Here is a 26,558-nt window from a genome sequence, read left to right on the forward strand (position 1 = left end):
ATCACAAGCTCGGCTGCGGACTTTGTGTGTCGCGGCGCTCGCCCGTGGCGATGAAGTCCTCGATCAGCTCCACCACCTGGTTCGGCGCCTCCACCTGCGCGAAATGACCGACGTCGGGCAGGATTTCGAGCCTGGCGTCGGTGCGAGCCTTGTGCGCGGCGTACGCGTGATCGACGGGGATGATGCCGTCGCGTTCCCCCCAGATCGCCATGACCGGCAAGTCCTCACGCAGCGAGAGTCTGTTGAGCGCGCTGACCGCCTGGCCCCGGTAGTCGACCACCGACCTCAGCGTCCGCAGGAACGACTGGCGCGTCTCACCGTCGGACAACGACGAGTAGGCGCTCCACAGCTCGGCCCCGCGCGGCGACTGGATGCCCGCGCTTGTCAACCAGGACCTGAGCTTGTTGCCGACGGACAGGACGGGCGTGGGCGCGATGATCGGCAACACCAGCTCCGCCCCGGGGGCCGAGAGCAGCCGCAGGACCCATCCCACGTCGGGACCCAGGCCGCCGCTGCTGATCAAGATCAACCGCTTGGCGTAGTCGGGGTGCTGATAGACGAACTGCATGGCGACACCGCCGCCGAGCGAATGACCGACCACGGTGGCCTGGCTGACACCCAGTTCGTCGAGGAAATCACGAAGCCAGACCGCAAACGCGCCCAGCGAGTAGTCGGTGCGGGGCTTCGCGGACTGGCCGTGGCCCAGCAGGTCGGGCGCGACGATCCGGAACTTCTTCGACAGCTGCGGTATCACGGATCGCCAGGTCTCCGAACTCCCCGCCATACCGTGGATCAGCAGCAACGCTTCGCCGTCACCCTCGTCGCGATAGGCGATGCGATCCCCATGTAACTCGAGAAACTTCATGTCACTCATTCGGGCTGTGTACCCGCTTTGGCCCTGCTGACGACGCGGGCAGGGCAAATGCCCGCCCGTTGAGCAATGATCAAGGGCATGACCGAACCGGTTGCGGCCCGCGTGGCCGTCTACCTCGACTTCGACAACATCGTGATCTCGCGGTACGACCAGATACACGGGCGAAACTCGTTTCAGAAGGACAAGGCCAAGGGGCTCGAGCAGCATTCCGAACGGTTGGGCCAGGCGACGGTCGACGTCGGCGCCATCCTCGACTACGCGTCGTCGTTCGGGACCCTGGTGCTCACCCGCGCCTATGCGGACTGGTCGGCGGATATCAACGCCGGATACCGCGGGCAGCTGGTGGCCCGCGCGGTCGACCTGGTGCAGCTGTTCCCCGCGGCGGCCTACGGCAAGAACGGCGCCGACATCCGGCTGGCCGTCGACGCGGTCGAGGACATGTTCCGGCTGCCCGACCTGACCCACGTGGTGATCGTGGCCGGCGACTCCGACTACATCCCGCTGGCCCAGCGCTGTAAGAGGCTGGGCCGGTACGTGGTGGGCATCGGGGTGGCCGGGGCGTCGAGCCGGGCGCTGGCGGCCGCGTGCGAGGAGTTCGTCGTGTACGACGCGCTGCCGGGGGTTCCCGCGCTCGACCGCGAGCCCGGGCCGGCCGACACCGCCCCGCCGAAGCGGCGCGGCGGGCGCACCAAGGCGGCACAGGCCGAGGAGCCCGAGCCGCCCGACGCGCAGGCCGCCGCCACCGCGCTGCTGACGCGCGCGCTACAGATCGGCCTGGAGAAAGACGACGTCGACTGGCTGCACAACTCCGCGGTGAAGGCGCAGATGCGGCGCATGGATCCGTCGTTCAGCGAAAGGTCTTTGGGTTTCCGGTCATTCAGCGATTTTTTGCGGTCGCGTTCCGACATCGTCGAGCTGGACGAGACGTCGACGACGCGGATGGTGCGGCTGCGCGCGCAGGATTGAGCGGCGTCGCCCCCGCGTCGCGGCAATGCATTTTCTCGCTGGTGTATGGCGTTTCGCCGATGCGCGGATCGATATCGTTGACAGCGCCCCGGGGTGGCCATACATTGTCTGGGAGTCGTCCGCAGCTGGTGGGGGATCGATGAGGAGACCGTCATGACCGTCGGTGCCGCTCCCCCAAGCGTTTTCGACGCCGACCTGCCCACTCTGTCCTACCGTGACGACGAAACACCCGCGGAGGTCTACCCGCGCCTGCGGGAGGCGCAACGACACGCGCCCGTCGCACTGGGGCCGCACGGCCCCGAGGTGCTCGGGTACCACATGGTCCGGTCCGTCCTGCGGGACACGCGGTTCCAGATCCCGCCCGGCCTGAATCTCCTTGTCCAGGGCATCACTTCGGGCCCGCTGTGGGACAAGGTGGTCAACAGCCTGCTGTGCCTCGAGGGCGACGCGCACCACCGGCTGCGCAGCCTGACCTCCAAGGCGTTCACGCCGAAGGCCACCCTGCGCCTGCACGACACCATGGTCGGCGTGCTCAACGAACTGGTCGATCGGGTCGCCGGCGCCGGGCGCTGCGACGTCGTCACCGACATCGCGCGCCCGTATCCCGTGCCGATCATCTGCGCGCTGCTCGGGGCGCCCCGCGAGGACTGGCAACGGTTCTCGCTGTGGGCGGACGACGTGTTCAAGGCGTTCAGCTTCACCGCCGACCTGACCGAAGTGGAGCCCGTCGTGATGCGCGCGTGGCGCCAACTCGACGCCTATGTCGACGAGATGGTCGCCGGGCGCCGCCGCAGCCTGACCGACGACCTGCTGTCCGACCTGATCCGCGCCGAGGACGAGGGCGACCGCCTCGACGCGGCCGAACTGCGCATGCTGGCCGGGGGGCTGCTGCTGGCGGGGACGGACACCACCCGCAACCAGGTCGCCGCGTCGGTGCACCTGCTGTGCGAGCACCCGGAACAGTGGGAGCTGCTGCGCCGGCGACCCGAGTTGGCGATGCGCGCGGTCGAGGAGACCATGCGGCACTCGCCGATCGTGTGCGGGACGCTGCGGCTGGTGGCCGAGGACGCCGAGGTCGACGGCTACGTGTTTCCCGCCGGCACGATGGTCCTGCTCAACACCGGGGCGGCGAACCGCGACCCCACCGTCTACGACGACCCGGACCGCGTCGACATCACCCGCGAGGGCGCCCCGCCGATCCTGACGTTCGGCGGCGGCGCGCATTACTGCCTGGGCGCCAACCTGGCCAGGCGCGAGATCGCCGAGGCGCTGACCGTCTTGACCGCCCGCCTGCGCAATCCGCGCATCGCCGGCCCGGCTCCGTGGAAGCCGATGGGAACGCTGAGCGGCCCGCTGAGCCTGCCGCTGGAGTTCGACCGCTAGGCATCCGGCGCCGCTCAGGGATTCGGGTGTGAGCTCGCGGATTCGGGTGTGAATCCACGGCTTTGACTGTGCGCTGAGGGCGACGACACGCCGAGCGCGGCCGCCGTGGCTTCACAGTCAAAGCCAAGGCTTCACACCCAACGCGACGCCGTTGGCAATCCGCCGAGTCGCGGTGGCGCCGGGGCGGCCTTACGCTGCGGGGGTTACACGAACTTCACGGGGGTTTTCGATGCGCGCAACCTGGGGACCGGCGGCCGCCGCGGTCGCCTGCCTGGCGCTGTCGTCCTGCTCGGAAACCGTGTCGGCGCCCCCGCTGACCCCCACCGCGCCGACGTCGGCGTCGAAAACGACCACCCGTGCGGGACCCGCCCCGATCACGGGCCCGCTGGAAAAGGACTGGAAGAGCTACGGCGGCACGGCGTATTTCGGCTGCCCGCAGACCTTTTCGGCCGGCAAATCCGCACTCGACGACATCCGGCCGAAGATCTTCGACCCGAAGACGGGACAGTACGTCGCGCCGGCCATCCCCACGATCGCCGCCGGCGAGAACCTCACCGGCGCCATGTGCGCGCTGACCGGCGCCGCCGCCGACCTCAAGGTCGTCTACGTGGTCACCACCGTCAAGCCCGCCCAGGCCCCGGCGCCCGAAATCTCAAGGACCACCGCGTATTCCTACGACTGGTCCTCGGGCCACCAGGTCGCCACCAAAGAACTGCAGCCGCCGACCCCCGGCCTGAGGTTGGCGGCGCCGAAGGAATGGGGACTGGCCCCGACCGCCTCGGGCGTGGCGTGGGTGAACGCCTTCACCGACGGGCACGCCCCCGCGTCGCCGCCCCGAACCGTGGTGCTGTCCGGCGCCGACCTGTCGATCATGTGGGACGATCCCCAGCCCGCCCGAGTTTGGCAGGACGTCATTGCGTTCCCCCGCAACGCCGATCCCGGCAAGGCCTCGGGGGCCGAGCTGCGCCGCCCGAACGGGGAGGCGATCTACCGGGACGACGACGCGCAATCCGTGGACGCCGAATTGGCCGAGGGCCCAGACAAACTTGTGAAGATCACCCACCGGGAGTCGCGCAACCCACCGGCCGTCTCCACGATGTTCTATGACCTCAACGCCAAATCCCTCATCAAGATCGGCGATTCGGACCGGATCTCCGGCGGCGGGCTGAGCGCGGCCCTGTCCGACGGGAAACTGTTTGTCGACGGGCACAATTCGGAGAACTCCTCGTTCGGGTTCGGGGTGTGGAACCTGCGCAGCCAACAGTGGGACTTGCTCAAGAGCCGCGACGACGCCAAGAAGATGTCGATTTCGAAGCTGGCGTTCTTCGAAGACCACCTCTACCTCACCGCCGGCGGCGGCACGTTCTCGGTAATCGCCCTTCCTGCAACGGATCCCGTCGCGTCCGGCTGGTCGACACGCCCGTTCGAGCGGATATCCGGATGGACGCTGGTGTGCCGCGGCGAGACCGCGCCGTCGTCCAACGGCGAGTGCAAGGAGATCGTCATGGTGCAAGACCAGGACGGCCACTACCCCGGGCCCTGGTTTTGACGGTCGCCCGCGGTCAGATCCAGCCGAGGGCCTGCGGAACCATGTACAGGCCGAACCCGATGGTCACGAAGCACAGCGCGCGGGTGACGTATTTGTGCAGCCCGCGCATGCGCCACTGCTCGGGCAGGGCCCTGGCTTCCAGCGCCAGCAGCAGGCCCAGCACGATGGGCAGCAGCAACGCGTTCATGACTTCGACGTCGACGGCCAGATTGACCAGGTCGACGCTGGCCAGCACCAGCACCGCGCCCACGATGTGCGCCAGCGAATACGTGATGTAGAACCGGGCGGTGGCGCGGTTGGGCCGCTCGTTCAGCGTGTGCTTCCAGCCGAACACCTCCGCGAGCCCCCACGCGCCCGCGAGCGAGGCGACGATCGCGGCCACCAGCGCCGCGCCCAGCATGCCGAGCCCGAACAGCACCGTCCCGCCGACTCGGCCGAGGTAGGGCGTGAGCGACTGGGCGATCTGGCCGACGGTCTCCAGTTCCGCGCCGCCGCCGTGCGCGCCGCTCGTCCCAATGGTGGACGCCATGGTGACCACCACCGCGATCATGATCAGCTGGGTCAGCACCGCGCCGAAGGCGGTGTCGTAACGGGCCTGGCGAATCGTGTTCTCCGACAGGCGCTTATCGACCACCGCTCCCTGCTGGTAGAAGATCATCCACGGCATGATGACCGCGCCGACGTTGGCCGCGACCAGTAGCAGGTATGACGAGTTGCCGAGCGGCATCGACGACAACCCGTCCACGAGGGCTCTGGGGTCGGGCCGGGCCATGACCATCGCCACCAGGAAGGCCAGTTCGGCGGCGCCGACGACCAGGCCGATGCGCTCGACGCGCCGGTAGCTACCGGTCAGGGCCAGCGCCAGCAGCGCGACGGTCGCGACCGGAATGCTCACCCAGCGCGAGACGCCGAAGAGTTCACCCACGCCGGCCACCCCGGCGAACTCCGTGAGCAACGCCCCGATCGCCGAGGCGAACAGGGTGAACGCCGACAGCCACGCCCAGCCGCGGCCGAACCGCTCCCGGATCAGCGAGCCGTGGCCGCGCCCGGTGACGATGCCCAGCCGCACGGTCATTTCCTGCACGACGTAGAGCACCGGCATCAGGATCAGCTGCGGCAGCACCATCCGGTAGCCCCACTGGGCGCCGGACTGCGACGCGGTGATCAGCGACCCGGCATCGGTGTCGGCCAGCATCACCACCAGGCCGGGGCCCCACACCGACAGCAGCCCCCATCGCAGCCAGCGGCCACGGGTGCGCAGCGGTATTTGCGGCCGGTCCTCGGATTCGTCCGCCACCGGCGGGGTGGTCGTATCGGTCACCGGTGGATCCTAACTAGGGGCCGCCTAACCACGGGCGTTTGCCGGAGAGCGCCATTGGCCGAAAATGTGCCGCCATTCTCGAAAATGCGATAGGCGTTCTCGAATTGCGAGAGTACGTTGCCCAAGTATGCAAACGGTGCGTAGCTTCTGCCGCGTCTGCACCTCCGTCTGCGGCATCCTCGTCGACGTCGAGGGTGACGAGGTGCTCCGCGTTCGCGGCGATCAGGAGCATCCCTTCTCCCGCGGTTACACCTGCCCGAAGGGCCGCGCCCTGCCGCAACTGCACCACCACCCCGACCGGCTCGAACGCCCGAGGATGCGGGCGGACGGCCGCCTGCGCGACACCACATGGGACGCCTGCCTCGACGACCTGGGCACGCGGCTGAAGGACATCATCGACCGGCACGGGCCGCAATCGGTCGCGTTCTACTTCTCCACCATGGAAAGCGCCGGCTTCCGCATGGCCGAGGCGCTGCACGCCGCGATTGGCACACCGGCCAAGTTCAGCCCCCTGACCATCGACGGCACCGCCAAGCCTTTGGTCTCGGATCTGGTCGGCGGATTCATGGGGCTATCGGGCCGGACCGACCTGGACAACGCCGACTTCCTGATGCTCGTCGGCGTCAATCCCGTTGTCTCGCATGGACATGCGATCTCGATGCCCAATCCGACCGGCACGGTGCGCGAGATCGCGCGGCGCGGGCAGGTGTGGGTGATCGATCCCCGTCGCACCGAGACCGCCCGGCTGGCCACCGCCCATCTGGCGCCGCGGCCCAGCACCGACCACGCCGTCCTCGCCTACCTGGTGCGCGAGATCCTGCGCGACGGAATGAAATCCGACGTTCCCGTGCAGGGCATCGACGAGCTGGCGCGTGCGGTCGAGCCGTTCACGCTCGAGCACACCGCGAAGCTGGCCGATGTCGCCGAGGCCGACCTGGCCCGGTTGTTTGCGGGCGTGCGGGCCGCCAAGTGCGTCGCGGTCGAAACCGGCACCGGCGTCACGATGACCGCCGAGCGCGCCAACGTCACGCAGTGGCTCGCCTGGGTGCTGAAGATCCTCACCGGCGCGATGAACCGGCCCGGCGGGACGTGGTTTCACCCCGGATTCGCCTACCAGCTCGAGACTTTCGGCGAGTTTTTGCCCGTCACGCCGATCGAGGGATCCTTCGGTCCGGGACCGCGCAGCCGCCCCGAGGCGCAGGCGTTCATCAACGAGTGGCCCTGCGCGGCGCTGCCCGACGAGATCGCCGCGGGCAACATCCGCGCCCTGATCAACGTCGGCGGCAGCCTGGTCACCTCGTTCCCCGAGACCGGCAAGCTGATTCCGGCCCTACAGAGCCTCGAGGTGTTCGCGACCACCGAGATCATCAACAACGAGACCACCGAGCTGGCCACCCACGTCCTGCCCACCAAGGACCCGCTGGAACGCCCCGACATCACCATCCACGACATCCTGAGTTCGCATGTGTCCGTGCAATACAGCCCGGCCGTCGTCGAGCCGGTCGGCGAACGCCGCTCGATGTGGTGGGTGTTCGCCGAACTCGGCCGCCGGCTCGGCTACGAGCTCGGCAATCTCGGCGATCCCGACACCAGCACCGACGACGACGTGCTCGCCGTCCTGTTGGCCGGCGCCCGAACGGGATTCGACGAGGTGGCGGCGGTGGGTTGGGCCGAGGCCCCGCGCGAGCTGCCCGCGGCCTGGGTCGACGAGCACGTCGCGCGGATGGGCGGCTGGCGGCTGGCGCCGCCGCTGCTGGTGGACCAACTCGCGGGCCTGAAACCGCCCGCGCCGCTGGTGCTGGTGCCGCGCCGGCAGCGCCGAAAGCTCAACGGGCAGCTGGATTTTCTCGGTGAAGCCCCCGAGGTTCTCATCCACCCCGAGGACGGCGCCGCCGCGGGTGTCGCCGACGGGCAGAAGGTGACGGTGCGCAGCGCGAACGGCGAACTGACCGGCATCGCCAAGGTCGACGACTCCATTCGGCGCGGGGCGGTGTCGATCCCGCACGGCCACCACGCGGCCAACGTCAACCGCCTGACCAACAAGGACGACATCGACGTGGTGACCGGCATGGTGCGCTACTCGGGGGTGCCCGTCAGCCTGCATCCGGCCTGAAACACGCTGTCCTGGTTGGGCAGAAGACACCCTCCCGGTCGATGGGTTGGAGGAGTCGAACCGGGAGGGTGCCTGGCTTGGCGTTGGCGCTCGAAGGTCACTGCCCGGCGCGCAGGTCGCATTGGACGACGAAGCAGAGCCGGTCGGCGAAGGCGATGGTATCGGCGATCTTCTCGGCCAGCTCGGCGGCGCGGGCCTTGCGGACGCCGGCCAGCCCGGCCTGCGCGGCGAGGGCCGATTCGCGCGCCGTCGCCAGTGCCGTGCGGCAGTCGCGGAGTATTGAGAGTGTGGCGGGACTGATAGACATGTCGCCCCCTACAAATCGCGCTCTCACAGCGATACCCGCCCCGGGGCCCGCCACACCGACGTGGCGCAAATTTTTACAACCAATTTGTAGAAATTGCGCACGTGTCGCACAACGTCGCCGCCGGCCCCTGGTCGGCCGGCCGGAACGCGGGCGCAGAGCAAACCGAAATTCACGGTGTGCGACGGCGCGCGGGCCTACCAAAAATTGTGGTGGCAGGTACAGGATTCGAACCTGTGAAGCTTTCGCGACGGATTTACAGTCCGCTCCCATTGGCCGCTCGGGCAACCTGCCGCCAGACAGGTTACAACGAGCGAGTAGACAAAGCACAAACGCCTATCACCGGATGAAGGGACGGAATGCATGGCGGACTCATCGTTCGACATCGTCAGCAAAGTGGATCGCCAGGAGGTCGACAACGCGCTCAACCAGGCCGCAAAGGAGCTGGCCACGCGGTTCGACTTCCGCGGCACCGACACCACGATCGCCTGGAAGGGCGACGAGGCTATCGAGCTGACGTCGTCCACCGAGGAACGCGTCAAGGCGGCCGTCGACGTCTTCAAGGAGAAGCTGATCCGCCGGGACATCTCCATGAAGGCCTTCGACGCCGGCGAGCCCCAGGCCTCCGGCAAGACCTACAAGGTCAGCGGCTCGCTCAAGCAGGGCATCAGCAGCGAGAACGCCAAGAAGATCACCAAGCTGATCCGCGACGACGGCCCCAAGTCCGTCAAGACCCAGATCCAGGGCGACGAGATCCGGGTCACCAGCAAAAAGCGCGACGACCTGCAGGCCGTCCAAGCGCTGCTGAAGCAGGCCGACCTGGACGTGGCGCTGCAGTTCGTCAACTACCGGTGATCGCCGCTCGCGAGCGTGACGGTGCGGCCCGCGCGGTTTCGCGACTTCCTAGCCCGACCAACCGGTGGGTCTCTAGGCTAGTGACGAGTCCCACAATTTGAGCGAGGTTCACGATGACCGTGACGCCCCAGGAGGCCGCCGGCGACGGCGGGACCGAGGCCGACTGCTTCGATGTCATCATCGTCGGAGCCGGCATCTCCGGCATTGACGCCGCCTACCGGATCACCGAACGCAATCCCCAGCTGACCTACACCGTCCTGGAGCGGCGCGCGCAGATCGGCGGGACGTGGGACCTGTTCCGCTACCCCGGGGTGCGCTCCGACAGCAGCATCTTCACGCTGTCCTTCCCGTTCGAGCCGTGGACCCGCGAAGAGGGCGTGGCCGACGGCGTGCACATCCGCGAGTACCTGGCCGCCACCGCGCGCAAGTACGGCATCGACCGCCACATCCGGTTCGACAGCTACGTGCGCTCGGCGGACTGGGACTCCGCGACCGACACCTGGACGGTCACCGTCGAACAAAACGGGGAGCGCAGGCTCTACCGCGGTCGCTTTCTGTTCTTCGGCAGCGGCTACTACAACTACGACGAGGGCTACACCCCCGACTTCCCGGGCATCGAGGAGTTCCAGGGCACGGTGGTGCACCCCCAGCACTGGCCCGAGGACCTGGATTACGCCGGCAAGAAGGTCGTGGTGATCGGCAGCGGCGCGACCGCGGTGACGCTGCTGCCGTCGCTGTCGGACCGCGCCGCCAAAGTGACCATGCTGCAGCGCTCGCCCACCTATCTCATCTCGGCGTCCAAGTACGGCACGGTCGCCGCCGTCGCGCGAAAGCTGCTGCCCCGCAAGCCCGCTCATCTGGTCGTCCGCATGTACAGCGCCCTGACCGAGGCGGTGTTCTTCGCGTTGTCGCGCAAGGCGCCGGGGTTCGTGCGGTGGCTGCTGCGGCGCAAGGCGATCAACAGCCTGCCGGCCGGATACGACGTCGACACCCACTTCAAGCCGCGGTACAACCCCTGGGACCAGCGGATGTGCCTGATCCCCGACGCCGACCTGTACGAGGCCATCAGCGCCGGGCGCGCCGACGTGGTCACCGACCACATCGACCATTTCGACGCGACCGGCATCGCACTCAAGTCCGGCGGGCACCTCGACGCCGACGTCATCGTCACCGCCACCGGCCTGCAGCTGCAGGCGCTGGGCGGGGCCACGATCAGCCTGGACGGCAACGAGATCAAGACCAGCGACCGGTTCGTCTACAAGGCGCACATGCTCGAAGACGTGCCGAACCTGTTCTGGTGTGTGGGCTACACCAACGCGTCGTGGACGCTGCGGGCCGACATCACCGCCCGGGCGACGGCAAAACTCATGGAGCACATGGCCTCTCACGGCTACACGCGCGCCGCCCCGCACCGCGGCAACGAGCCGATGACCGAGAAGCCGTCGTGGGACATCAACGCCGGCTACGTGTTGCGCTCGGTGCACGCGCTGCCTAAGTCCGGCACCAAGCGGCCGTGGAACGTGCGGCAGAACTATCTCGCCGACGCCATCGACTACCGCTTCGACCGCATCGAGGAGGCAATGGTGTTCGGCCGGACCGCCGACCGCACCGCGCTGGCCGGATAGCCACGCACGGGAGTTCGTGAACTACTCCCAAATCTCAGATGTCGGCAATACGCTGATCGCCATGGCATCTGAGAAGCGCGAACCCAAAGTCGTTGTCCTCGGTGGCGGCAGCTGGGGCACCACCGTGGCCTCAATCTGCGCGCGCCGCGGGCCGACGCTGCAATGGGTGCGCTCCGAGGAGACCGCCCGCGACATCAACGACAACCACCGCAACAGTCGCTACCTCGGCAACGACGTCGAGCTGAGCGACACCCTGCGCGCCACCACCGACTTCGCCGAGGCGGCGAACTCCGCCGACGTCGTGGTCATGGGCGTGCCCTCGCACGGCTTCCGCGGGGTGCTCACCGAGCTGGCCCGGGAGCTGCGGCCGTGGGTGCCGGTGGTGTCCCTGGTCAAGGGCCTCGAGCAGGGCACCAACATGCGCATGTCCCAAATCGTCGAGGAGGTGCTGCCCGGGCACCCCGCGGGCATCCTGGCCGGTCCGAACATCGCGCGCGAGGTCGCCGAGGGTTACGCCGCCGCCGCGGTGCTGGCCATGCCCGACCAGCATCTGGCGACGCGGCTGTCCGGGCTGTTCCGCACCAGGCGCTTCCGCGTGTACACCACCGACGACGTCATCGGGGCCGAAATGGCCGGGGCTTTGAAGAACGTGTTCGCCATCGCCGTCGGCATGGGGTACTCGCTGGGCATCGGCGAAAACACCCGAGCGCTGGTCATCGCCCGCGCGCTGCGGGAAATGACGAAGCTGGGCGTCGCGGTGGGTGGGGACCCGGACACCTTCCCGGGGCTGGCCGGGCTGGGCGACCTGATCGTCACGTGTACCAGCCAGCGCAGCCGCAACCGTCACGTCGGTGAACAACTGGGGGCGGGCAAACCGATCGACGAGATCATCGCCTCGATGAACCAGGTCGCCGAGGGGGTCAAGGCCGCCAGCGTGATCATGGAGTTTGCCAACGAATTCGGCCTCACCATGCCCATCGCCCGTGAGGTCGACGCCGTGATCAACCACGGCTCGTCCGTCGAGGAGGCCTACCGCGGCCTGATCGCCGAGGTGCCCGGCCACGAGGTGCACGGCGCGGGCTTCTGACCTGGGCGTCGCGGGCTGGCCAAATTCAAATCTTTGCGTTCTCTATGGGCCGCTCACGTCCGCTTGACCCCGGTTTGCCAGCAAAATACCGTCAGACCAGGTAGTCAGTGATTTTCCGGTTGCGATCCTGCTCGTCGTCCGGATGTAATCCGCTGCACGCCAACCCGTTACGAAGATGTAACTGGCCGCAAGAAGGGCGGATATCGGAACATCCCCCGCAAACTCCCAACGAGGGACGTGACCGATGCAAGACATTGAACGGGCGGGCGATCGGCTCCCCACCGCGTCACGCGCCGACCGGCTGCGCGGCATCATCCGGCACGACCTGCCCTCCTCGCTGGTGGTCTTTTTGGTCGCGCTCCCCCTGTCGCTGGGAATCGCGATCGCCTCGGGCGCCCCGGTGCTCGCCGGCCTGATCGCCGCGATCGTCGGGGGCATCGTCGTCGGCAGCGTGGGGGGCTCCCCGCTGCAAGTCAGCGGCCCCGCGGCCGGGCTGACCGTCATCGTCGCCGGGCTGGTTTCCGAGTTCGGTTGGGGCATCACGTGTTTGATCACCGTCGCCGCCGGGACCCTGCAGGTGCTGTTGGGGCTGAGCCGCGTGGCGCGCGCCGCCCTGGCGATTTCACCGGTCGTCGTGCACGCCATGCTGGCCGGCATCGGCATCACGATCGCCCTGCAGCAGGCGCACGTGTTGCTGGGCGGAAAATCCAAGAGCACCGCCTGGCACAACCTGATCGGCCTGCCCGGGCAGGTCGTCGGTGCGCACCGGCCGGGGGTCATCCTGGGCGTCCTGGTGATCGTCATCATGGTCGCCTGGCGGTGGGTGCCCGCCAAGGCTCGCCGGGTACCGGGTCCCCTGGTCGCGATCGTGGCGGTCACCGCGCTCTCGGTCGTCTTCGGATTTCACGTGCGCCGGATCGACCTCGAGGGGTCACCGCTGGACGCGCTGAGGCTGCCCGACCTTCCCCACGGCAACTGGGGCGCGTTCACCGTCGGGGTGATCACCGTCGCGCTCATTGCCAGCGTCGAGAGCCTGCTGTCGGCGGTGTCGGTCGACCGGATGCACAACGGGCCACGCACCGACTTCAACCGGGAGCTGGTGGGACAGGGCGCCGCCAACATCATCTCGGGGACCGTCGGCGGGCTGCCGATCACCGGGGTCATCGTCCGCAGCTCCACAAATGTCAACGCGGGCGCCAAATCCCGGGCGTCGGCGATCATGCACGGCGTCTGGATCCTGCTGTTCACCATTCCGTTCGCCGGACTGGTCGAGCAGATCCCCACCGCCGCGCTGGCCGGTCTGCTGATCGTCATCGGCGTCCAGCTGCTCAAGCCGGCGCACATCGAAACCGCAATGAAGCACGGCGATCTCGCCGTGTACGTGGTGACCGCCGTCAGCGTCATCTTCCTCAATCTGCTGCACGGCGTGCTGATCGGCCTCGCACTGGCCATCGCGCTGACCGGATGGCGAGTGATCCGGGCCAAGATCGAGGCGGAGCCGGTTGGCGACGAATGGCGGGTGACGATCGAGGGCGCGGCCTGCACCTTCCTGGCGCTCCCGAGGCTGACGCGGATGCTGACGTCGGTTCCGCGGGGCGCGACGGTGACGGTGGCGATCTCGGTCCATTACCTCGATCACGCTGCGCACCAAACGATTACCGACTGGCAGCGGCAGCACGAGGCGACAGGCGGGACCGTCGAAATCCGGGGTGTGATGGAGACGGGTCACCGCGCCGCGGACGAACCGCTGGTCGAGGCCCAGGCGCCCGGGGCCGCAGCGTAATTGCGCGCCCCGCGCTTATAGCGCGCCGCGCGCTCAGTCGACGTCGATCCTGATGTGCAGCCGCTTGCCGCACACCTGCGCCAGGCGCTGCAGCACGTCGACGCGCGGCACCTCGTCCCCGCTCTCCCACGCGGCCACGGCCTCGCGGGTGGTGCCCAGTGCGTGCGCCAGTTGTTCCTGGTTCATCCCGGCACCGGCACGGGTCTCGAAGACCAAATCGGGCAGATTCAGCGCCAGCCCGGCTTCGTGAATATCGATCGAGTCAGAGTGCGACATCGCCATCACCGCTTCCATCAATGGAAAGCCTAGGATTACAGCTAACTCCGATGTTACGTGCGGTTCGGCCGGTGTGCACGCGGCGTTTTACCGCCGTTTCCTACCGCCCGGCCATCTGCTCGAGGCGGCGGATGCGGTCCTCGATCGGCGGGTGCGTCGAGAAGAGCGACCCGATCCGCTCGCCGGCTCGAAATGGGCTGGCGATCATCAGGTGTGCCTGGCTGGCCAGCTGGGGCTCGGGCGGGAGCGGGGCCGCCTGGACCCCACCGGAGATCTTGCGCAGGGCCGACGCCAGGGCCAGCGGGTCCCCGGTCAACACCGCGCCCGATTCGTCCGCCTGGTATTCCCGCGACCGGGACACCGCGAGGCGCACGACCGTCGCCGCGATCGGGCCGAGCAACGAAACCAGCAGCAGCGCAAAGGGATTCTCGCCGTCGCGGCTGTTGCCGCCGAACATGCCGGCGAACATCGCCATGTTGGCCAACGCGGTGATCACCGACGCCATCGCACCGGCGATGCAGGAGATCAGGATGTCGCGGTTGTAGACATGCGACAGCTCGTGTCCCAGCACGGCGCGCAGCTCGCGTTCGGTGAGGATGCCCAAAATGCCGGTGGTGCAACACACCGCGGCGTTGCGCGGATTGCGGCCGGTCGCGAACGCGTTGGGCGCGTTGGTGTCGCTGATGTACAGCCGGGGCATCGGCTGGTGCGCGGCGGTGGCCAGCTCCCGGACGATCCGGTACATCGCCGGCGCCTGGAGCTCGGAAACCGGCTGCGCATGCATCGCCCGCAGCGCCAGCTTGTCGCTGTTGTAGTAGGTGTAGACGTTCATGCCGATGGCGAACAGCACCGCGAGAAACATCGCGGTCTTGCCGAACAACGAGCCCACAAACACGATCAACGCGGACATGCCGACCAAGAGGGCAAACGTCTTGAACCTGTTGGCATGCGGATGCCAGGTCATCGGTGTCCTCCTAGGACATTCCGGAGCACACTCCGGAACACTCGTTCATTGTCGACTATTGAACGCCCGAGACGGCCGAAGGAGTTCCGTGACGCGCTAGCCGTGCCGGCTGATGGTGTAGTCGACCAGCGTCTGCAGCGCGTGCCGGCCGGGCACGTCGGGCAGCAGCGCCAGCTCCTGGTGTGCCTGCGCCGCATAATCCTGCAGCGACCGCTTGGCCTTGGCCATGCCCTCCGACGCCCGCAGCAGCGCCAGCGCCTCGGCCACCGTCTCGTCGTCGTCGATGGGCCCGACCAGCAGCTCGCGCAGCCGCGCCGCGTCGGGGCCGGGTTCGCGCAGCGCGTAGACCATCGGCAAGGTGTGCACGCCCTCGCGCACGTCGGTGCCGGGCAGCTTGCCGGACTCGCGGGAGTCGCTGTCGATGTCGATGATGTCGTCGGAGATCTGGAAGGCGGTGCCCACGATGCCGCCGAGGCGGCTCAGCCGCTCCACCTGGTCGGCGTCGGCGCCCGAGAACATCGCGCCGAAGCGGCCCGCCGCGGCGATCAGGCACGCGGTCTTCTCGTAGACCACCTTCAGGTAGTGCTCGATCGGGTCCGCCCCCTCGGCCGCCCCCGTCAGGCCGCGGGTCTCGCGCATCTGCCCGGTCACCAGCTGGGCGAATGTCTCGGCGATCAGCCGCACCGCCTCGGGCCCCAGCCGGGACACCAGCCGCGAGGCGGTGGCGAACAGATAGTCCCCAGCCAGGATCGCGACGTTGTTGCCCCAGCGCACGTTGGCGGTGGGCGTGCCGCGGCGCACCTCGGCCTCGTCCATCACGTCGTCGTGATACAGCGTGGCCAGGTGCACCAGCTCGATCACGGCGCCGGCGATCGTCACGTCCGCGGCGTCGGGATTGGGCCCCAGCTGCGCCGACAGCACGGTGAACAGCGGCCGGAACCGCTTGCCGCCGGCCTTGAACAGGTGGGTCAGCGACTCGGTCATGATCTCGTCGGCGCTGCGCAGTTCGGTGTCCATGAGCTGCTCGATCCGCCCGACACCGTCGCGCACCGTCGCCGCGAAGGCCGCGTCGCCGAGATCAACGCCCGCCACCACCGTCGCCGGAGTATTCACGGGACCAAACATACTGGTGTGCATGAACACGGGAGCGACCCGAGCCCACGTGGTGGTGGTGGGCGCCGGACCCGCCGGTTCGGCGGCGGCGGCGTGGGCCGCGCGCGCAGGCCGCGAGGTCCTGGTTATCGATTCGGCGAGCTTCCCCCGCGACAAGGCCTGCGGTGACGGGCTGACCCCGCGCGCGGTCGCCGAGTGCGAACGCCTGGGGCTCGGGGACTGGCTGGACGCCCGCATCCGGCACCGCGGGCTGCGGATGAGCGGGTTCGGCGGCGAGGTGGAGGTGGACTGGCCCGGCCCGTCCTTCCCGTCGACCGGCAGCGCGGTGGCCCGCGTCGAGCTGGACGACCGGATCCGCAAAGTCGCCGAGGATTCCGGAGCGCGGATGCTGCTGGGCACCAAAGCCGTTGGCGTGCAACATGACTCATCGGGACGGGTGACATCGTTGACCTTGGCCGACGGCACCGAAGTCGGGTGCCGGCAGTTGATCGTGGCCGACGGCGCCCGTTCGTCGCTGGGGCGCAAGCTGGGCCGGCGCTGGCACCAGGAGACGGTGTACGGCGTGGCGGCCCGCGGGTACCTGAGCACGCCGCGCGCCGACGACCCCTGGCTGACCTCGCATCTCGAGCTACGCGGACCCGACGGCTCCAAGGACACGGTGCTGCCCGGCTACGGCTGGATTTTTCCGCTCGGCAACGGCGAGGTGAACATCGGCGTCGGGGCGTTGTCGACGTCGAAACGGCCCGCGGATCTGGCGCTGCGGCCGCTGATCGACCACTACACCGACCTGCGCCGCGACGAGTGGGGCTTTGTCGGCCCGCCCCGGGCGGTGTCGTCGGCGCTGCTGCCGATGGGCGGCGCGGTGTCCGGGGTGGCCGGGCCCAACTGGATGCTGATCGGCGACGCCGCGGCGTGCGTGAACCCGCTCAACGGCGAAGGCATCGACTACGGGCTGGAGACGGGCCGGCTGGCCGCAGAGTTGCTGGATGGCTGTGGCCTGTCTCAAGACCTGTCGCAGGCGTGGCCGTCGCTGCTGCGGGGGCACTACGGTCGCGGCTTCTCGGTGGCGCGCCGGCTGGCGCTGCTGCTGACCTTTCAGCGGTTCCTGCCCGCGACCGGGCCGATCGCGATGCGCTCGACGACGCTGATGACCATCGCCGTGCGGGTGATGGCCAACCTGGTCACCGACGAGGACGCGGACTGGGTCGCGCGCGCCTGGCGGGGCGGCGGCCGGCTGTCCCGGCTGATCGACCGCCGCACCCCGTTCAGCTGAGCCGCGGCCGCATCGCCGCTGGTCGGAGGGCGCCGCCGCCCTGCCGGGGCGCGCTATCGGCGCCCGCCGTTTGTCGGCGCGGCCGGAACCGGGCGTGTATAGTCCAGCTAATGAAGGGAACGATGCTGGCTACTATCGGTGCCGCTGCCGCTGCTGTTGCTGCTTTCGCGCTGGCCGCGCCGGCGCCGCTCTCCGCGCCCGCCCAGGCGGACCCGCCGCCGACGGCGCCGTACCCGACCCCGCGGACGCCGTCGCCCCCCAGCGACTACGACGCGCCGTTCAAGAACACGGTCAACGGGTTCGGCATCTACCAGCCGCAGGACCAACTGGCCTGGCTGGGCAAGATCACCTGCGACCGGATCGACCACGGCGTCGACCACGACGCCCACCAGTCCGCGACGTTCATCCAGCGCAACCTGCCGCGCGGCACCACCGAGGGCCAGTCGCTACAGTTCCTCGGCGCGGCGGTCGACCACTACTGCCCGGAGCACATCGACGTCGTCCAAGCGGCCGGCAACCACTAAGTCCGTCTCAGCGCGGGGGTAGGTGCCCGGCGTGTAGGGCGACGATGCCGCCCGTCAGGTTGCGCCACCGCACTCCCACCCAGCCCGCCCGGGTGAGCTGCTGCGCCAACCCCTCCTGATCGGGCCACGCCCGGATCGACTCCGCCAGGTACACGTAGGCCTCGGGGTTGCTGGACACCGCGCGCGCCACCCGCGGCAGCGCGCGCATCAGGTACTCCTTGTAGACGGTGGCGAACAGGCCGTTGGTGGGGGTGGAGAACTCGCACACCACCAATCGGCCGCCCGGGCGGGTGACGCGCGCCATCTCGCGCAGCGCGGCCTGGGTGTCGACGACGTTGCGTAGCCCGAAACTGATTGTGACGGCATCGAATACGTCGTCGGCGAACGGCAGCCTGGTGGCGTCGCCGGCGACCTTCGGCACGTGGCGCGCCGCCCCCGCCGCCAGCATGCCCACCGAGAAATCGGCGGCCACACACCACGCCCCGGATTTCTTCAGCTCGACGGTCGATACCGCGGTGCCCGCGGCGAGGTCCAGCACCCGCTGGCCCGGCCCGATCTCGAGCGCCGCCCGGGTGGCCTTGCGCCAGTGGCGGTCCTGGCCCATCGAGAGCACGGTGTTGGTCAGGTCATAGCGCCGGGCGACACCGTCGAACATCGACGCGACGTCGCGGGGGTCCTTGTCCAACTCGGCGCGGCTCACCACACGGACGGTACCCCCAGGGAATTCCGCGGCGACAGCAGCGTTGCAACTCTGCGTGACTGACAAAGTGTGGTTCATCACCGGTACATCGCGCGGCTTCGGACGGGCGTGGGCGATCGCGGCGCTGGAGCGGGGAGACAGGGTCGCCGCCACCGCGCGCGATACGGCGTCGCTGGACGATCTGGCGCGCGAGCACGGCGACGCGCTGTTGCCGATCCAATTGGACGTTACCGACCGCGCCGCGGACTTCGCGGCCGTCAAGCGGGCGCACGACCACTTCGGCCGCCTCGACATCGTGGTGAACAACGCCGGCTACGGGCAGTTCGGGTTCGTCGAGGAACTCTCCGAGAAAGACGCCCGCGACCAGATCGAGACCAATGTCTTTGGCGCACTGTGGATCACCCAGGCCGCGCTGCCGTACCTGCGCGAGCAGGGCAGCGGCCACATCATCCAGGTTTCCTCGATCGGGGGCATCACCGCGTTCCCGTTGGTCGGCATCTACCACGCGTCGAAGTGGGCGCTGGAAGGCTTTTCCCAGGCGCTGGCCCAGGAGGTCGCCCCGTTCGGTGTGCACGTCACGCTGATCGAGCCGGGCGGCTTCGACACCGACTGGGCCGGCGCCTCGGCCAGGCACGCCGCGCGGCTGCCGGCCTACGCCGACCTCCGTGCGGCCGTCGAGGCCGAACGCAGCCGGCGGTGGGCCAGCCCGGGCGACCCGTCCGCCTCGGCGGCCGCGCTACTGAAGGTGGTCGACGCCGAAAAGCCGCCGCTGCGAGTCTTTTTCGGCTCGTCCCCGCTGGAGACGGCCAAGGCCGACTACGAGAGCCGGCTCCGCAACTGGGAGGAATGGCAGCCCGTCGCCGAGCTGGCGCAGGGCTGATCGCGCCGTCACTCCCCCTGCGCGTACCGCCTGGCCGACAGCCGGCGCCGCTCGAACGGCGACAGCACCGCCTCGTAGTGGCCGAGCAGCTCGTCGCAGATCACCGACCAGCTGCGGCCGACGACGCTGCGCCGCGCGGCCGGCGCATAGCGCGCCCGTTCGGCGAGCAGGTGCGCGACCGCCTCGGGCAGCCGGGCCTCGAACTCGTTGACCCCCAACAGCAGACCGGTACGCCACGGGGTGACGAGGTCGCGTGGGCCGCCGGCGTCGGGGGCGATGACCGGCAACCCCGACGCCAGCGCTTCCTGCACGACCTGACAAAACGTCTCGTGCTCACCGGGGTGCACGAACACGTCCATGCTGGCGTACGCCGCGGCGAGCTCGTCGCCGTAGAGCGCACCCGTGAAAACCGCTGTCGGCATTGCCGATTGCAGTTTGTCGCGGTCGACGCCGTCGCCCACGATGACGAGCTGCACCCCGCCGCCGGCGGCCAGCCCGGCGAGCCGCTCGACGTGTTTCTCGGGCGCGAGCCGGCCCACGAACCCGACGATGGGCTTGCCGTGCGGTGACCACCGCCGCCGCAGCGCCTCGTCGCGCGCCGACGGCGCGAACCGCAGCACGTCAACGCCGCGCGCCCACTGGTGCACCCGTGGAAAACGGTGGGCGACAAGGGCTTCCATCGTCACCGTGGACGGCGCCAGCGTGCGGTCGGCGAGGCCGTGCAGGTGCCGGAACCAGGCCCACGCGGCCCGTGCCGTCATCGGGATGCCGTAGCTGGCCGCGAAACCCGGGACGTCGGTCTGATACACCGCGACCGTCGGCACCCCCAGCCACCGCGCCGCGCGCACGCCGCCATACCCCAGCAGCGCCGGCGAGGCCAGATGCACGACGTGCGGGTCGAATCCGCGCAGGACGCTCACCAGCCGGGGCGTCGGCACGCCGAGCGGCAGCGTGGTCACCTTCGGGAACATCCGGGCGGGCACCCGGTGCACGCGGATGCCGTCGTGAATGCGCTCCGCCGGCGGTTCACCGGGTGGCGTGCCGGGGGCGATGACGAGGGCCTCGTGGCCGGTGCGGCGCAGGTGCTCGAGCACCCGGATCACCGAGTTGCTGACACCGTTGACTTCCGGCAGGAAAGATTCCGCGACGATGGCAACGCGCACCCCATCACCGTCTCAGCGCCGCCTGTCGACAAGGTTGCCTCCGGGCGTCCGTCACGCGAAATTTGCAGGTTCGGCGGTTTCGGTGCCTTCGGCGCGGCGGTCCAGCCATTTGTCTCCCAGTGCCAGCGCCGCCAGCAGCGCCGCCGCCCCCAGCCAGGCCACCACCGCGATGGATCCCGCCGGGATGATCGCGAGCCCCGCGTTGCGGTGTTGCACGCGGACCAGGTTCGGGTCGTTCTTGTTGTACTCGACGTAGATTCGCATCCCGGTGGCCAGGTGGGACGGGTAGAGCACCCCGAGTTCGGGGCGGTAGGTGACCCGCTCGGGGGTGACGAATTCGATGGTGGAGCGGCGCGGCCCGGCGCTGAGCACCTCCGCCTGCGCGACGCCCATGTTGTGGGTGATCGCAAGGTCGTTGCGCCACGCGCCGGCCACCAGCAGCACCGACTGCAGCGTGACCAGGCCGGCGACGATCAGCACCGCGATCCGGGCCCATCGCAACGCGATCCTGGCAGGTGTTTTCGGAGGTTCGTCGCTGCGTCCGTGAATCAGTAAGTGCAGCAACATTTTTGGCGTTGGCGCCATCTACAGCGCCGCCTTGATGGCGGCGTGCAGCTGCCGCAACGAGGAGCGGTCCGCCTTGACTTCCAGCACCCGCATCCCGGGGCCGGGATCGTCGAGGGCGGCGTGCAATTCGCCGACCTCGATCTGGCGGCTCTCCACGTGATACGCGCGGCACAGCGCCCCCACGTCGACGTCGTGCGGGGTTCCGAAGATCCGCGACGACACGTCGGAGAACCGCGGGTCGCCCTGCTCGAGCAGTTCGAAGATGCCGCCGCCGTTGTCGTTGGAGACCACGATGGTCAGGCGGCGCGGGGTGGGTTCGGTGGGGCCGATCAGCAGCCCGGAGCTGTCGTGCACGAAGGTCAGATCGCCGATCAGCGCGACGGTCCGCGCCGGGTTGTCCGGGTTGCCCTCGCGTTCGTGGGCGAGTGCCGCCCCGATCGCGGTGGACACGGTGCCGTCGATCCCGGCGACCCCGCGGTTGGATCGCACCCGGATGCCGTGGGTGTCCAGGCCGACCAGCGCCGCGTCGCGGACCGGGTTGGACGCCCCGAGCACCAGCTGGTCGCCGGGCCGCAGCGCGTCGGCCACCGCCGCCGCGACGTGCAAACCGGTGGTCAGCGGGTGCGCCGCGAGCTGGCCCCGCACCGCGTCGTTCGCGTGCCGGTTCGTCTCGGCGCACCGGTGCAGCCACGCCGGGTTCGGCGCCCCGGTGGTGACCGCCCGCGTGCCGGTGGCCTGCGAGTTTCCCGAGACGTCGGGCCAGCGGGGGCCGGTGGTCAGCGCGAACACCGGCACCTTGGGGTCGGCCAGCAGCGCCGACACCGGGCGGTGCAGGGTCGGGCGGCCGAGCATGATCACCTGCTTGGGCCGCAGCAACGGCAGCGCCAGGGGGTGCAGCGGGTTAGGAGGGGGCTGGCCAGAAAATGAAGTCGGTTCGGCCACGGTGGGCAGCTGGGCGAGGGCGGGATGGGTGCCGGCGCCGTGGCCGGCGATGACGACCGTGTCGGGCGTCAGGTCGATCTCCAGCGGCTGGTCGAAGGTGACCGGCGGGGTGTAGGTCCATGGCCGGCCGCCCGGGCGGCCCGGCGGGAGCACCGCGCCGCGGGGTTCGGGATCCGGCACCAGCGGTTCGCGCAGCGGGATGTCGAACTGGACGGGTCCGGCGTTGGCGGTGCGCGATCCGGTGGCGGCCGCCAGCACCCGGCAGGTGGCCGAGCGCCAGGTGGCGTTGTGCGCGTCCAGCCGCTCGGGGGCGTCCTCGGCGAGGCCCAGGCTGATGGTGGCCCGAACCTGGGTGCCGAAATAGCCCAGCTGCTCCATGGTCTGGTTGGCCCCGGTGCCCAGCAGTTCGTAGGGCCGGTTGGCCGACAGCACGATCAGCGGCACCCGCGCGTAGTTGGCCTCCACCACGGCCGGGCCCAGGTTGGCCACGGCCGTGCCGGACGTCATGGCGACGCACACCGGCGCGCCGGCGGCGATCGCCAGGCCGATGGCCAGGTAGCCGGCGGTGCGTTCGTCGATGCGGACGTGCAGCCGGATCCGGCCCGACCGGTCGGCGTCCTGCAGCGCGAAGGCGAGCGGCGCGTTCCGCGAACCCGGGCACAACACCACGTCGCGGACGCCGCCGCGAATCAGCTCGTCAACGACCACGCGAGCCTGGGTCGTCGAGGGGTTCACTCCTACAGGGTGTCACAGCCCGCTTAGCACACGTCGAGCGTGGAGTTGTTGGGGCAAATCGCCGCGATTTCGCCCCACAAGTCGACGCTCGGCGCCTGCCTCGGCTCGGCGAGGGCGCCTACCTCGGCTCGGCCGGGCGCCTATCGCGGCTCGGCGAAGAACTTGAGCATGGCGGCGTTGACGGCGTCGGGCCGCTCGAAGAACCCGAGGTGCCCGGTGTCGGGGATCTGCATGTAGCGGCCGTTGGGCAGCGCGTCGGCGACCTCCCGGCCCAGATACGGCGGCGTCAGGACGTCGTCGGAGAAGCCGATCACCAGCACCGGCGTCGCGATGCTGCGGTACGCCGACAACCGGCTGGTGTAGGGCGCGACGTCCAGCTGGGCCCGCATGCCCGGCGTGGGCTTGACCGGCCAGGTGGAAAACATCGCGATCCAGTCGGCGACCGCGGTGTCGTCGTTGAGCGTCTTGCGGGAAAAGTTTTCCAGCAGGCGGATTTTCGCCTCGTAGGCGGCCGGCAGCGTGACGCCGGCGTCGGCCAGCTCGGCCTCGGCGTCGCGGAAGAACTGCCGCGCACGGTCCATGCGGCCGCGGGTGCCCATCAGGACCGCCGCGCTGACCAGATCGGGCCGGGCGAGCATGAGTTCCTGGGTGATGAAGGCGCCCATCGACATTCCGACGATGCGGGCGGGGGCGGCGTTCAGCCCCTCGATCAGCGCCACGGTGTCGGCGACCATCGTTTGCGTCGAGAAGCCCTCGGCGTTCTCCGTGGCGCCGATCCCGCGATTGTCGAAGGTGATGACGCGGTATCCGGCCGCCAGGAACGCGGGGACTTGATAGGGGTGCCAGGTCCGTCCGGCGCCGCCGTGGCCGGCGATAAAGACCACGGGCTCACCGGAGCCGCGGTCGTCGTAAGCCAGGTTGATCACCCGGACGACGGTACAAGCAACCGATGGCACGCCTTGACCCGGTCGATCCACCACTGCCGACGCTCGGGTGGTGCCGCCAGCGCGGCCAGCCGCGCCGGATCCGGCGTCACCGGCCCGACGGCCAGGTGCCCGTCGACGGGCGGGGCGGTCTCGGCCACGTCGTCCACGAACAGCCCGCCGGTGCCCAGCCCGCAGGCGTGCCGAAGCCGCGGCAGGGCCGCCGCGGCGGTCAGCCCGGTGCCGATCCCGACCGCCGAGTCCAGCGCGCTGGAGACCACGACGGGGATGTCGATCTGGTCGGCGATGGCGAGCAGGGCCGAAATCCCGCCCAGCGGGGCGACTTTGAGCACCGCGATGTCGGCCGCCCCGGCGCGGACCACGGCCAGCGGGTCCTCGGCCTTGCGGATGCTTTCGTCGGCGGCGATCGGCACGTGTGGCATGTCCGGGCGGCGCCGCAGCTCGGCGAGTTCGCCGACCGTCGCGCAGGGTTGTTCGAGGTACTCCAGCGGGCCGTCGGCCGTCAACGCCGCGGCCGCCTCGACCGCCTGCTCGACGCTCCAGCCGCCGTTGGCGTCCACCCGCACGGTCGGCACCAGGTCGCGCACCGCGTTGACCCGCGCGACGTCGTCGGCCAGTGTCTGGCCGGGCTCGGCGACCTTCACCTTGGCCGTCCCGGCGCCGGGAAAGCGGGCCAGCACCTCTGGAACGTCGGCGGCGGGCACGGCCGGCACCGTGGCGTTGATCGGGATGCGGTCCCGGCGGACCGGCAGCGGCTGGCGGTAGGCGGCCTCGATGCCCGACGCCAGCCAGTGCGCGGCCTCGGGCGGCTGGTATTCGACGAAAGCCCCGAACTCCCCCCAGCCGGCCGGGCCCTCGATCAGCGCGACCTCGCGGGTGGTGATGCCGCGGAACCGCACCCGCATGGGCAGGGCCACCACGTGCAGGCGGTCCAGCAGGTCCTCGAGGGGCGGCGTCACGCGCTGTAGACCTGGCGGCCCGCCAGATAGGTCGCCCGCACGTCGAGGTCGGCGATCCGCTCGGGCGCCACGGTGCGCGGGTCGGCCGAGAGCACCACGAGATCGGCGTACTTGCCGACCTCGAGCGAGCCGATCACGTCGTCGGAGAACAGCTGCCAGGCGGCGTCGATGGTCTGGGCGCGGATCGCCTGCTCGACCGTCAGCCGCTCCTCGGGTCCGAGCACCCGGCCGCTGGGCGCCGTGCGGGTCACCGCCACGCTGATGTTGCGCAGCGGCTCCTCGGGCGTGACCGGCGGATCGTTGTGCAGCGAGATCCGCATCCCGGTGGCCACCGCGGATCCCGCTGGCATCCAACGGGTTCCGCGCTCCTCGCCGAACAGCCCGTCGACGATGACGTCGCCCCAGTAGTGGATCTGGTCGACGAAGATGCTGCAGGTGACGCCGAGGTCGTGGGCGCGCCGCAGCTGCTCGGGCCGGATGGCGCCGACGTGTTCGAGCCGCAACCGGTGGTCGTCGCGCGGATGGCGCCTGACGACATCTTCGTAGACGTCGAGGATGGTGTCGACGCCGGCGTCGCCCTGCACGTGGCAGGCCATCGGCCAGCCGAGCGGGAAGTAGGCGCCGACGATCTCGTGCAGCTGCTCTTTCGTGTAGTTGGCGCAGCCGCAGGACCCGGGCGCGACGCCGATGATTCGGGTGGCCTCGGTGTCCAGGTACGGGAACGAGAGGTCGATGTTGCCGATCCAGGGCGAGCCGTCGACCCAGATCTTGATGCCGACCTGGCGCACGATGTCGTCGCCCTGCCCGGGTGTGGCGTCGGTGGACATTTGCGGGTTGGAGATCTCGTAGGTCCGCAGCCGGACCGTCAGCTGGGAGCGCAGCCCTTCCACCAGCGGCCGAAAGCCGGGGTCGAAGGCCATCTCCGAGCAGGTGGTCAGCCCGGCGCGGTTGAGCCGGGCACATTCGGCGAGCAGCATCCGCGGATAGTCGGCGAAGTCGATGACCCCGCCCAGCAGCGGGAACACCGCGCCGGTCTCCTCGGCGGTGCCGTCGAGTTCGCCGTCGGCGTCGCGGCCGTATTTGGCGCCCTTGGGGTCGGGGGTGTCGCGGTTGAGGCCGTGCAGCTGGGCGGCGCGCGAGTTGAAGTACGCCTTGTGCCCGGAGTTGTGCATGATCACCAGCGGGGTGTCGGGCGCGATGCCGTCGAGCCAGCCCAGCGTGGGTTCGGGAAGTCCGTTCTGCAGCAGCGGATCCCAGCCGTTGAGGTAGGCGCCGTCGGATCCGCGCCGCGCGACCTCGGAACGCACCGCGGCGACGACGTCGTCGGCGCTGCGCATGGTGACCGGGCGGATGTCGACGAGGCGGTCCGACAGGGCGACGGCCTCCATCAGCGGATGGCCATGGGCCTCAACGAATCCCGGCATGACGCAGCCGTCACCCACGTCGACGGTCTGGGTGTCCGGGCCGGTGAACTCCGCGATTTCGGCGCGGGATCCGACGGCGATGATCTTGCCGTCTTTCACCGCGAGGGCCTCGGCGGTGGGCCGCGCCTCGTCGACGGTCAGGATGGTTCCGGTCACGACGAGATCTGCCTGCCCCATGGGGAAGGATCCTAGTAACCAGGCGGCAAGCACAGATGCGTATCTCCGGGGCAGCTT

At 69.6% G+C, this 26,558-nt stretch carries 24 protein-coding genes and 1 tRNA gene; 11 read left to right on the forward strand and 14 right to left on the reverse strand.

The features are described 5' to 3' along the window. Nucleotide 1: 1 nt before the first annotated feature. On the reverse strand, nt 2-874 hold the full coding sequence (locus W7U_RS18085; protein ID WP_014385836.1) for an alpha/beta fold hydrolase: 873 nt from the start codon (nt 872-874) through the stop codon (nt 2-4). Nucleotides 875-940: 66 nt separating this feature from the next. Between W7U_RS18085 and W7U_RS18090 the strand changes: the two genes are divergently transcribed. From W7U_RS18090 to W7U_RS18100, 3 genes are all read left to right on the forward strand, one after another. Continuing rightward, a complete protein-coding gene (locus W7U_RS18090; protein ID WP_014385837.1) occupies nt 941-1,840 on the forward strand; it encodes an NYN domain-containing protein in 900 nt (299 codons plus the stop codon). A 153-nt stretch (nt 1,841-1,993) separates the two neighbouring features. After that, nucleotides 1,994-3,223, forward strand: coding sequence for a cytochrome P450 (locus tag W7U_RS18095; RefSeq protein WP_008260994.1), 1,230 nt, complete (start codon nt 1,994-1,996; stop codon nt 3,221-3,223). A 229-nt stretch (nt 3,224-3,452) separates the two neighbouring features. Next, nucleotides 3,453-4,772 carry a hypothetical protein gene (locus W7U_RS18100; RefSeq protein WP_008260996.1) on the forward strand — a complete coding sequence of 440 codons (1,320 nt, stop codon included), beginning with the start codon at nt 3,453-3,455 and terminating at the stop codon, nt 4,770-4,772. Between the two features lie 13 nt (nt 4,773-4,785). Here W7U_RS18100 and W7U_RS18105 read toward each other — a convergent pair whose 3' ends face one another. Further along, nucleotides 4,786-6,093: a divalent metal cation transporter gene (locus W7U_RS18105; protein WP_008260998.1), complete on the reverse strand. Its 1,308-nt coding sequence runs from the start codon at nt 6,091-6,093 to the stop codon at nt 4,786-4,788. A gap of 127 nt (nt 6,094-6,220) precedes the next feature. Between W7U_RS18105 and W7U_RS18110 the strand changes: the two genes are divergently transcribed. Continuing rightward, nucleotides 6,221-8,206, forward strand: a complete 1,986-nt coding sequence (locus W7U_RS18110; protein ID WP_008261000.1) for a molybdopterin-dependent oxidoreductase — start codon at nt 6,221-6,223, stop codon at nt 8,204-8,206. Between the two features lie 97 nt (nt 8,207-8,303). Here the strand turns inward: W7U_RS18110 and W7U_RS18115 are convergent, their stop codons facing one another. Both W7U_RS18115 and W7U_RS18120 read right to left on the reverse strand, forming a co-directional pair. Beyond that, on the reverse strand, nt 8,304-8,513 hold the full coding sequence (locus W7U_RS18115; protein ID WP_008261002.1) for a hypothetical protein: 210 nt from the start codon (nt 8,511-8,513) through the stop codon (nt 8,304-8,306). 207 nt (nt 8,514-8,720) lie between these two features. Then, nucleotides 8,721-8,804: transfer RNA gene (locus W7U_RS18120), tRNA-Tyr, on the reverse strand. A gap of 69 nt (nt 8,805-8,873) precedes the next feature. Between W7U_RS18120 and W7U_RS18125 the strand changes: the two genes are divergently transcribed. The 4 genes from W7U_RS18125 to W7U_RS18140 all read left to right on the forward strand — a co-directional run bounded on the left by W7U_RS18125 (nt 8,874) and on the right by W7U_RS18140 (nt 13,860). Next, a complete protein-coding gene (locus W7U_RS18125; protein ID WP_008261003.1) occupies nt 8,874-9,365 on the forward strand; it encodes a YajQ family cyclic di-GMP-binding protein in 492 nt (163 codons plus the stop codon). A 113-nt stretch (nt 9,366-9,478) separates the two neighbouring features. Next, complete coding sequence (locus W7U_RS18130; RefSeq protein ID WP_008261004.1) at nt 9,479-10,990, forward strand: NAD(P)/FAD-dependent oxidoreductase; 1,512 nt, start codon at nt 9,479-9,481, stop codon at nt 10,988-10,990. Between the two features lie 61 nt (nt 10,991-11,051). Then, nucleotides 11,052-12,077 carry an NAD(P)H-dependent glycerol-3-phosphate dehydrogenase gene (locus W7U_RS18135; protein WP_008261006.1) on the forward strand — a complete coding sequence of 342 codons (1,026 nt, stop codon included), beginning with the start codon at nt 11,052-11,054 and terminating at the stop codon, nt 12,075-12,077. A gap of 244 nt (nt 12,078-12,321) precedes the next feature. Further along, the gene (locus W7U_RS18140; RefSeq protein WP_008261008.1) at nt 12,322-13,860 is read left to right on the forward strand and encodes a SulP family inorganic anion transporter; all 1,539 of its coding nucleotides are present in this window, start codon (nt 12,322-12,324) and stop codon (nt 13,858-13,860) included. Nucleotides 13,861-13,893: 33 nt separating this feature from the next. On the opposite strand, the gene W7U_RS18145 is transcribed toward W7U_RS18140, so the two are convergent. From W7U_RS18145 to grcC1, 3 genes are all read right to left on the reverse strand, one after another. Beyond that, nucleotides 13,894-14,154: a helix-turn-helix transcriptional regulator gene (locus W7U_RS18145; protein ID WP_008261010.1), complete on the reverse strand. Its 261-nt coding sequence runs from the start codon at nt 14,152-14,154 to the stop codon at nt 13,894-13,896. An 82-nt stretch (nt 14,155-14,236) separates the two neighbouring features. Beyond that, complete coding sequence (htpX, locus tag W7U_RS18150; RefSeq protein ID WP_008261012.1) at nt 14,237-15,100, reverse strand: zinc metalloprotease HtpX; 864 nt, start codon at nt 15,098-15,100, stop codon at nt 14,237-14,239. Between the two features lie 96 nt (nt 15,101-15,196). Further along, nucleotides 15,197-16,213, reverse strand: coding sequence for a nonaprenyl/(2E,6E)-farnesyl/geranylgeranyl diphosphat synthase (grcC1, locus tag W7U_RS18155; protein ID WP_008261013.1), 1,017 nt, complete (start codon nt 16,211-16,213; stop codon nt 15,197-15,199). Nucleotides 16,214-16,235: 22 nt separating this feature from the next. Here grcC1 and menJ point away from each other — a divergent pair, with 22 nt between their 5' ends. Together menJ and W7U_RS18165 are read left to right on the forward strand one after the other, a co-directional pair. Beyond that, nucleotides 16,236-17,486: a menaquinone reductase gene (menJ, locus tag W7U_RS18160; RefSeq protein WP_036429525.1), complete on the forward strand. Its 1,251-nt coding sequence runs from the start codon at nt 16,236-16,238 to the stop codon at nt 17,484-17,486. 110 nt (nt 17,487-17,596) lie between these two features. Further along, nucleotides 17,597-18,010, forward strand: coding sequence for a DUF732 domain-containing protein (locus W7U_RS18165; protein ID WP_008261015.1), 414 nt, complete (start codon nt 17,597-17,599; stop codon nt 18,008-18,010). A 7-nt stretch (nt 18,011-18,017) separates the two neighbouring features. On the opposite strand, the gene W7U_RS18170 is transcribed toward W7U_RS18165, so the two are convergent. Then, nucleotides 18,018-18,710, reverse strand: coding sequence for a demethylmenaquinone methyltransferase (locus W7U_RS18170; protein WP_008261016.1), 693 nt, complete (start codon nt 18,708-18,710; stop codon nt 18,018-18,020). Between the two features lie 55 nt (nt 18,711-18,765). Here W7U_RS18170 and W7U_RS18175 point away from each other — a divergent pair, with 55 nt between their 5' ends. After that, the gene (locus tag W7U_RS18175) at nt 18,766-19,590 is read left to right on the forward strand and encodes an SDR family oxidoreductase (RefSeq protein WP_008261017.1); all 825 of its coding nucleotides are present in this window, start codon (nt 18,766-18,768) and stop codon (nt 19,588-19,590) included. Nucleotides 19,591-19,598: 8 nt separating this feature from the next. On the opposite strand, the gene W7U_RS18180 is transcribed toward W7U_RS18175, so the two are convergent. The 6 genes from W7U_RS18180 to W7U_RS18205 form a co-directional block, all read right to left on the reverse strand. Beyond that, complete coding sequence (locus tag W7U_RS18180) at nt 19,599-20,753, reverse strand: glycosyltransferase family 1 protein (RefSeq protein WP_008261022.1); 1,155 nt, start codon at nt 20,751-20,753, stop codon at nt 19,599-19,601. Nucleotides 20,754-20,804: 51 nt separating this feature from the next. Next, nucleotides 20,805-21,338, reverse strand: coding sequence for a DUF3592 domain-containing protein (locus tag W7U_RS18185; protein ID WP_036429527.1), 534 nt, complete (start codon nt 21,336-21,338; stop codon nt 20,805-20,807). After that, nucleotides 21,339-22,997 (reverse strand): 2-succinyl-5-enolpyruvyl-6-hydroxy-3-cyclohexene-1-carboxylic-acid synthase, encoded by a 1,659-nt coding sequence (menD, locus tag W7U_RS18190; protein WP_008261024.1) that lies wholly within the window; start codon nt 22,995-22,997, stop codon nt 21,339-21,341. Nucleotides 22,998-23,137: 140 nt separating this feature from the next. Continuing rightward, the gene (locus tag W7U_RS18195; protein WP_008261025.1) at nt 23,138-23,923 is read right to left on the reverse strand and encodes an alpha/beta hydrolase; all 786 of its coding nucleotides are present in this window, start codon (nt 23,921-23,923) and stop codon (nt 23,138-23,140) included. Further along, complete coding sequence (locus tag W7U_RS18200) at nt 23,920-24,900, reverse strand: o-succinylbenzoate synthase (protein ID WP_008261026.1); 981 nt, start codon at nt 24,898-24,900, stop codon at nt 23,920-23,922. Before W7U_RS18200 ends, W7U_RS18195 begins: the two co-directional genes overlap by 4 nt. After that, nucleotides 24,897-26,501 carry an amidohydrolase gene (locus W7U_RS18205; protein ID WP_008261027.1) on the reverse strand — a complete coding sequence of 535 codons (1,605 nt, stop codon included), beginning with the start codon at nt 26,499-26,501 and terminating at the stop codon, nt 24,897-24,899. The genes W7U_RS18200 and W7U_RS18205 overlap by 4 nt, the downstream gene beginning before the upstream one ends. Nucleotides 26,502-26,558: the final 57 nt, after the last annotated feature.

Origin of the sequence: Mycobacterium sp. H4Y (assembly GCF_000364405.1) — a bacterium.
In the GTDB taxonomy this organism is placed as follows: domain Bacteria; phylum Actinomycetota; class Actinomycetes; order Mycobacteriales; family Mycobacteriaceae; genus Mycobacterium; species Mycobacterium intracellulare.

Excerpts from the sequence above, each read along its gene's own strand:
- W7U_RS18135 (WP_008261006.1), top strand. The coding sequence starts at position 11,052 with ATGGCATCTGAGAAGCGCGAACCCAAAGTCGTTGTCCTCGGTGGCGGC.
- W7U_RS18140 (WP_008261008.1), top strand. The coding sequence starts at position 12,322 with ATGCAAGACATTGAACGGGCGGGCGATCGGCTCCCCACCGCGTCACGC.
- W7U_RS18185 (WP_036429527.1), bottom strand. The coding sequence starts at position 21,338 with ATGGCGCCAACGCCAAAAATGTTGCTGCACTTACTGATTCACGGACGC.
- W7U_RS18165 (WP_008261015.1), top strand. The coding sequence starts at position 17,597 with ATGAAGGGAACGATGCTGGCTACTATCGGTGCCGCTGCCGCTGCTGTT.
- W7U_RS18205 (WP_008261027.1), bottom strand. The coding sequence starts at position 26,501 with ATGGGGCAGGCAGATCTCGTCGTGACCGGAACCATCCTGACCGTCGAC.
- W7U_RS18100 (WP_008260996.1), top strand. The coding sequence starts at position 3,453 with ATGCGCGCAACCTGGGGACCGGCGGCCGCCGCGGTCGCCTGCCTGGCG.
- W7U_RS18125 (WP_008261003.1), top strand. The coding sequence starts at position 8,874 with ATGGCGGACTCATCGTTCGACATCGTCAGCAAAGTGGATCGCCAGGAG.
- W7U_RS18090 (WP_014385837.1), top strand. The coding sequence starts at position 941 with ATGATCAAGGGCATGACCGAACCGGTTGCGGCCCGCGTGGCCGTCTAC.
- htpX (WP_008261012.1), bottom strand. The coding sequence starts at position 15,100 with ATGACCTGGCATCCGCATGCCAACAGGTTCAAGACGTTTGCCCTCTTG.
- W7U_RS18145 (WP_008261010.1), bottom strand. The coding sequence starts at position 14,154 with ATGGAAGCGGTGATGGCGATGTCGCACTCTGACTCGATCGATATTCAC.
- W7U_RS18110 (WP_008261000.1), top strand. The coding sequence starts at position 6,221 with ATGCAAACGGTGCGTAGCTTCTGCCGCGTCTGCACCTCCGTCTGCGGC.
- W7U_RS18095 (WP_008260994.1), top strand. The coding sequence starts at position 1,994 with ATGACCGTCGGTGCCGCTCCCCCAAGCGTTTTCGACGCCGACCTGCCC.
- W7U_RS18130 (WP_008261004.1), top strand. The coding sequence starts at position 9,479 with ATGACCGTGACGCCCCAGGAGGCCGCCGGCGACGGCGGGACCGAGGCC.
- W7U_RS18085 (WP_014385836.1), bottom strand. The coding sequence starts at position 874 with ATGAGTGACATGAAGTTTCTCGAGTTACATGGGGATCGCATCGCCTAT.
- W7U_RS18115 (WP_008261002.1), bottom strand. The coding sequence starts at position 8,513 with ATGTCTATCAGTCCCGCCACACTCTCAATACTCCGCGACTGCCGCACG.
- menJ (WP_036429525.1), top strand. The coding sequence starts at position 16,236 with ATGAACACGGGAGCGACCCGAGCCCACGTGGTGGTGGTGGGCGCCGGA.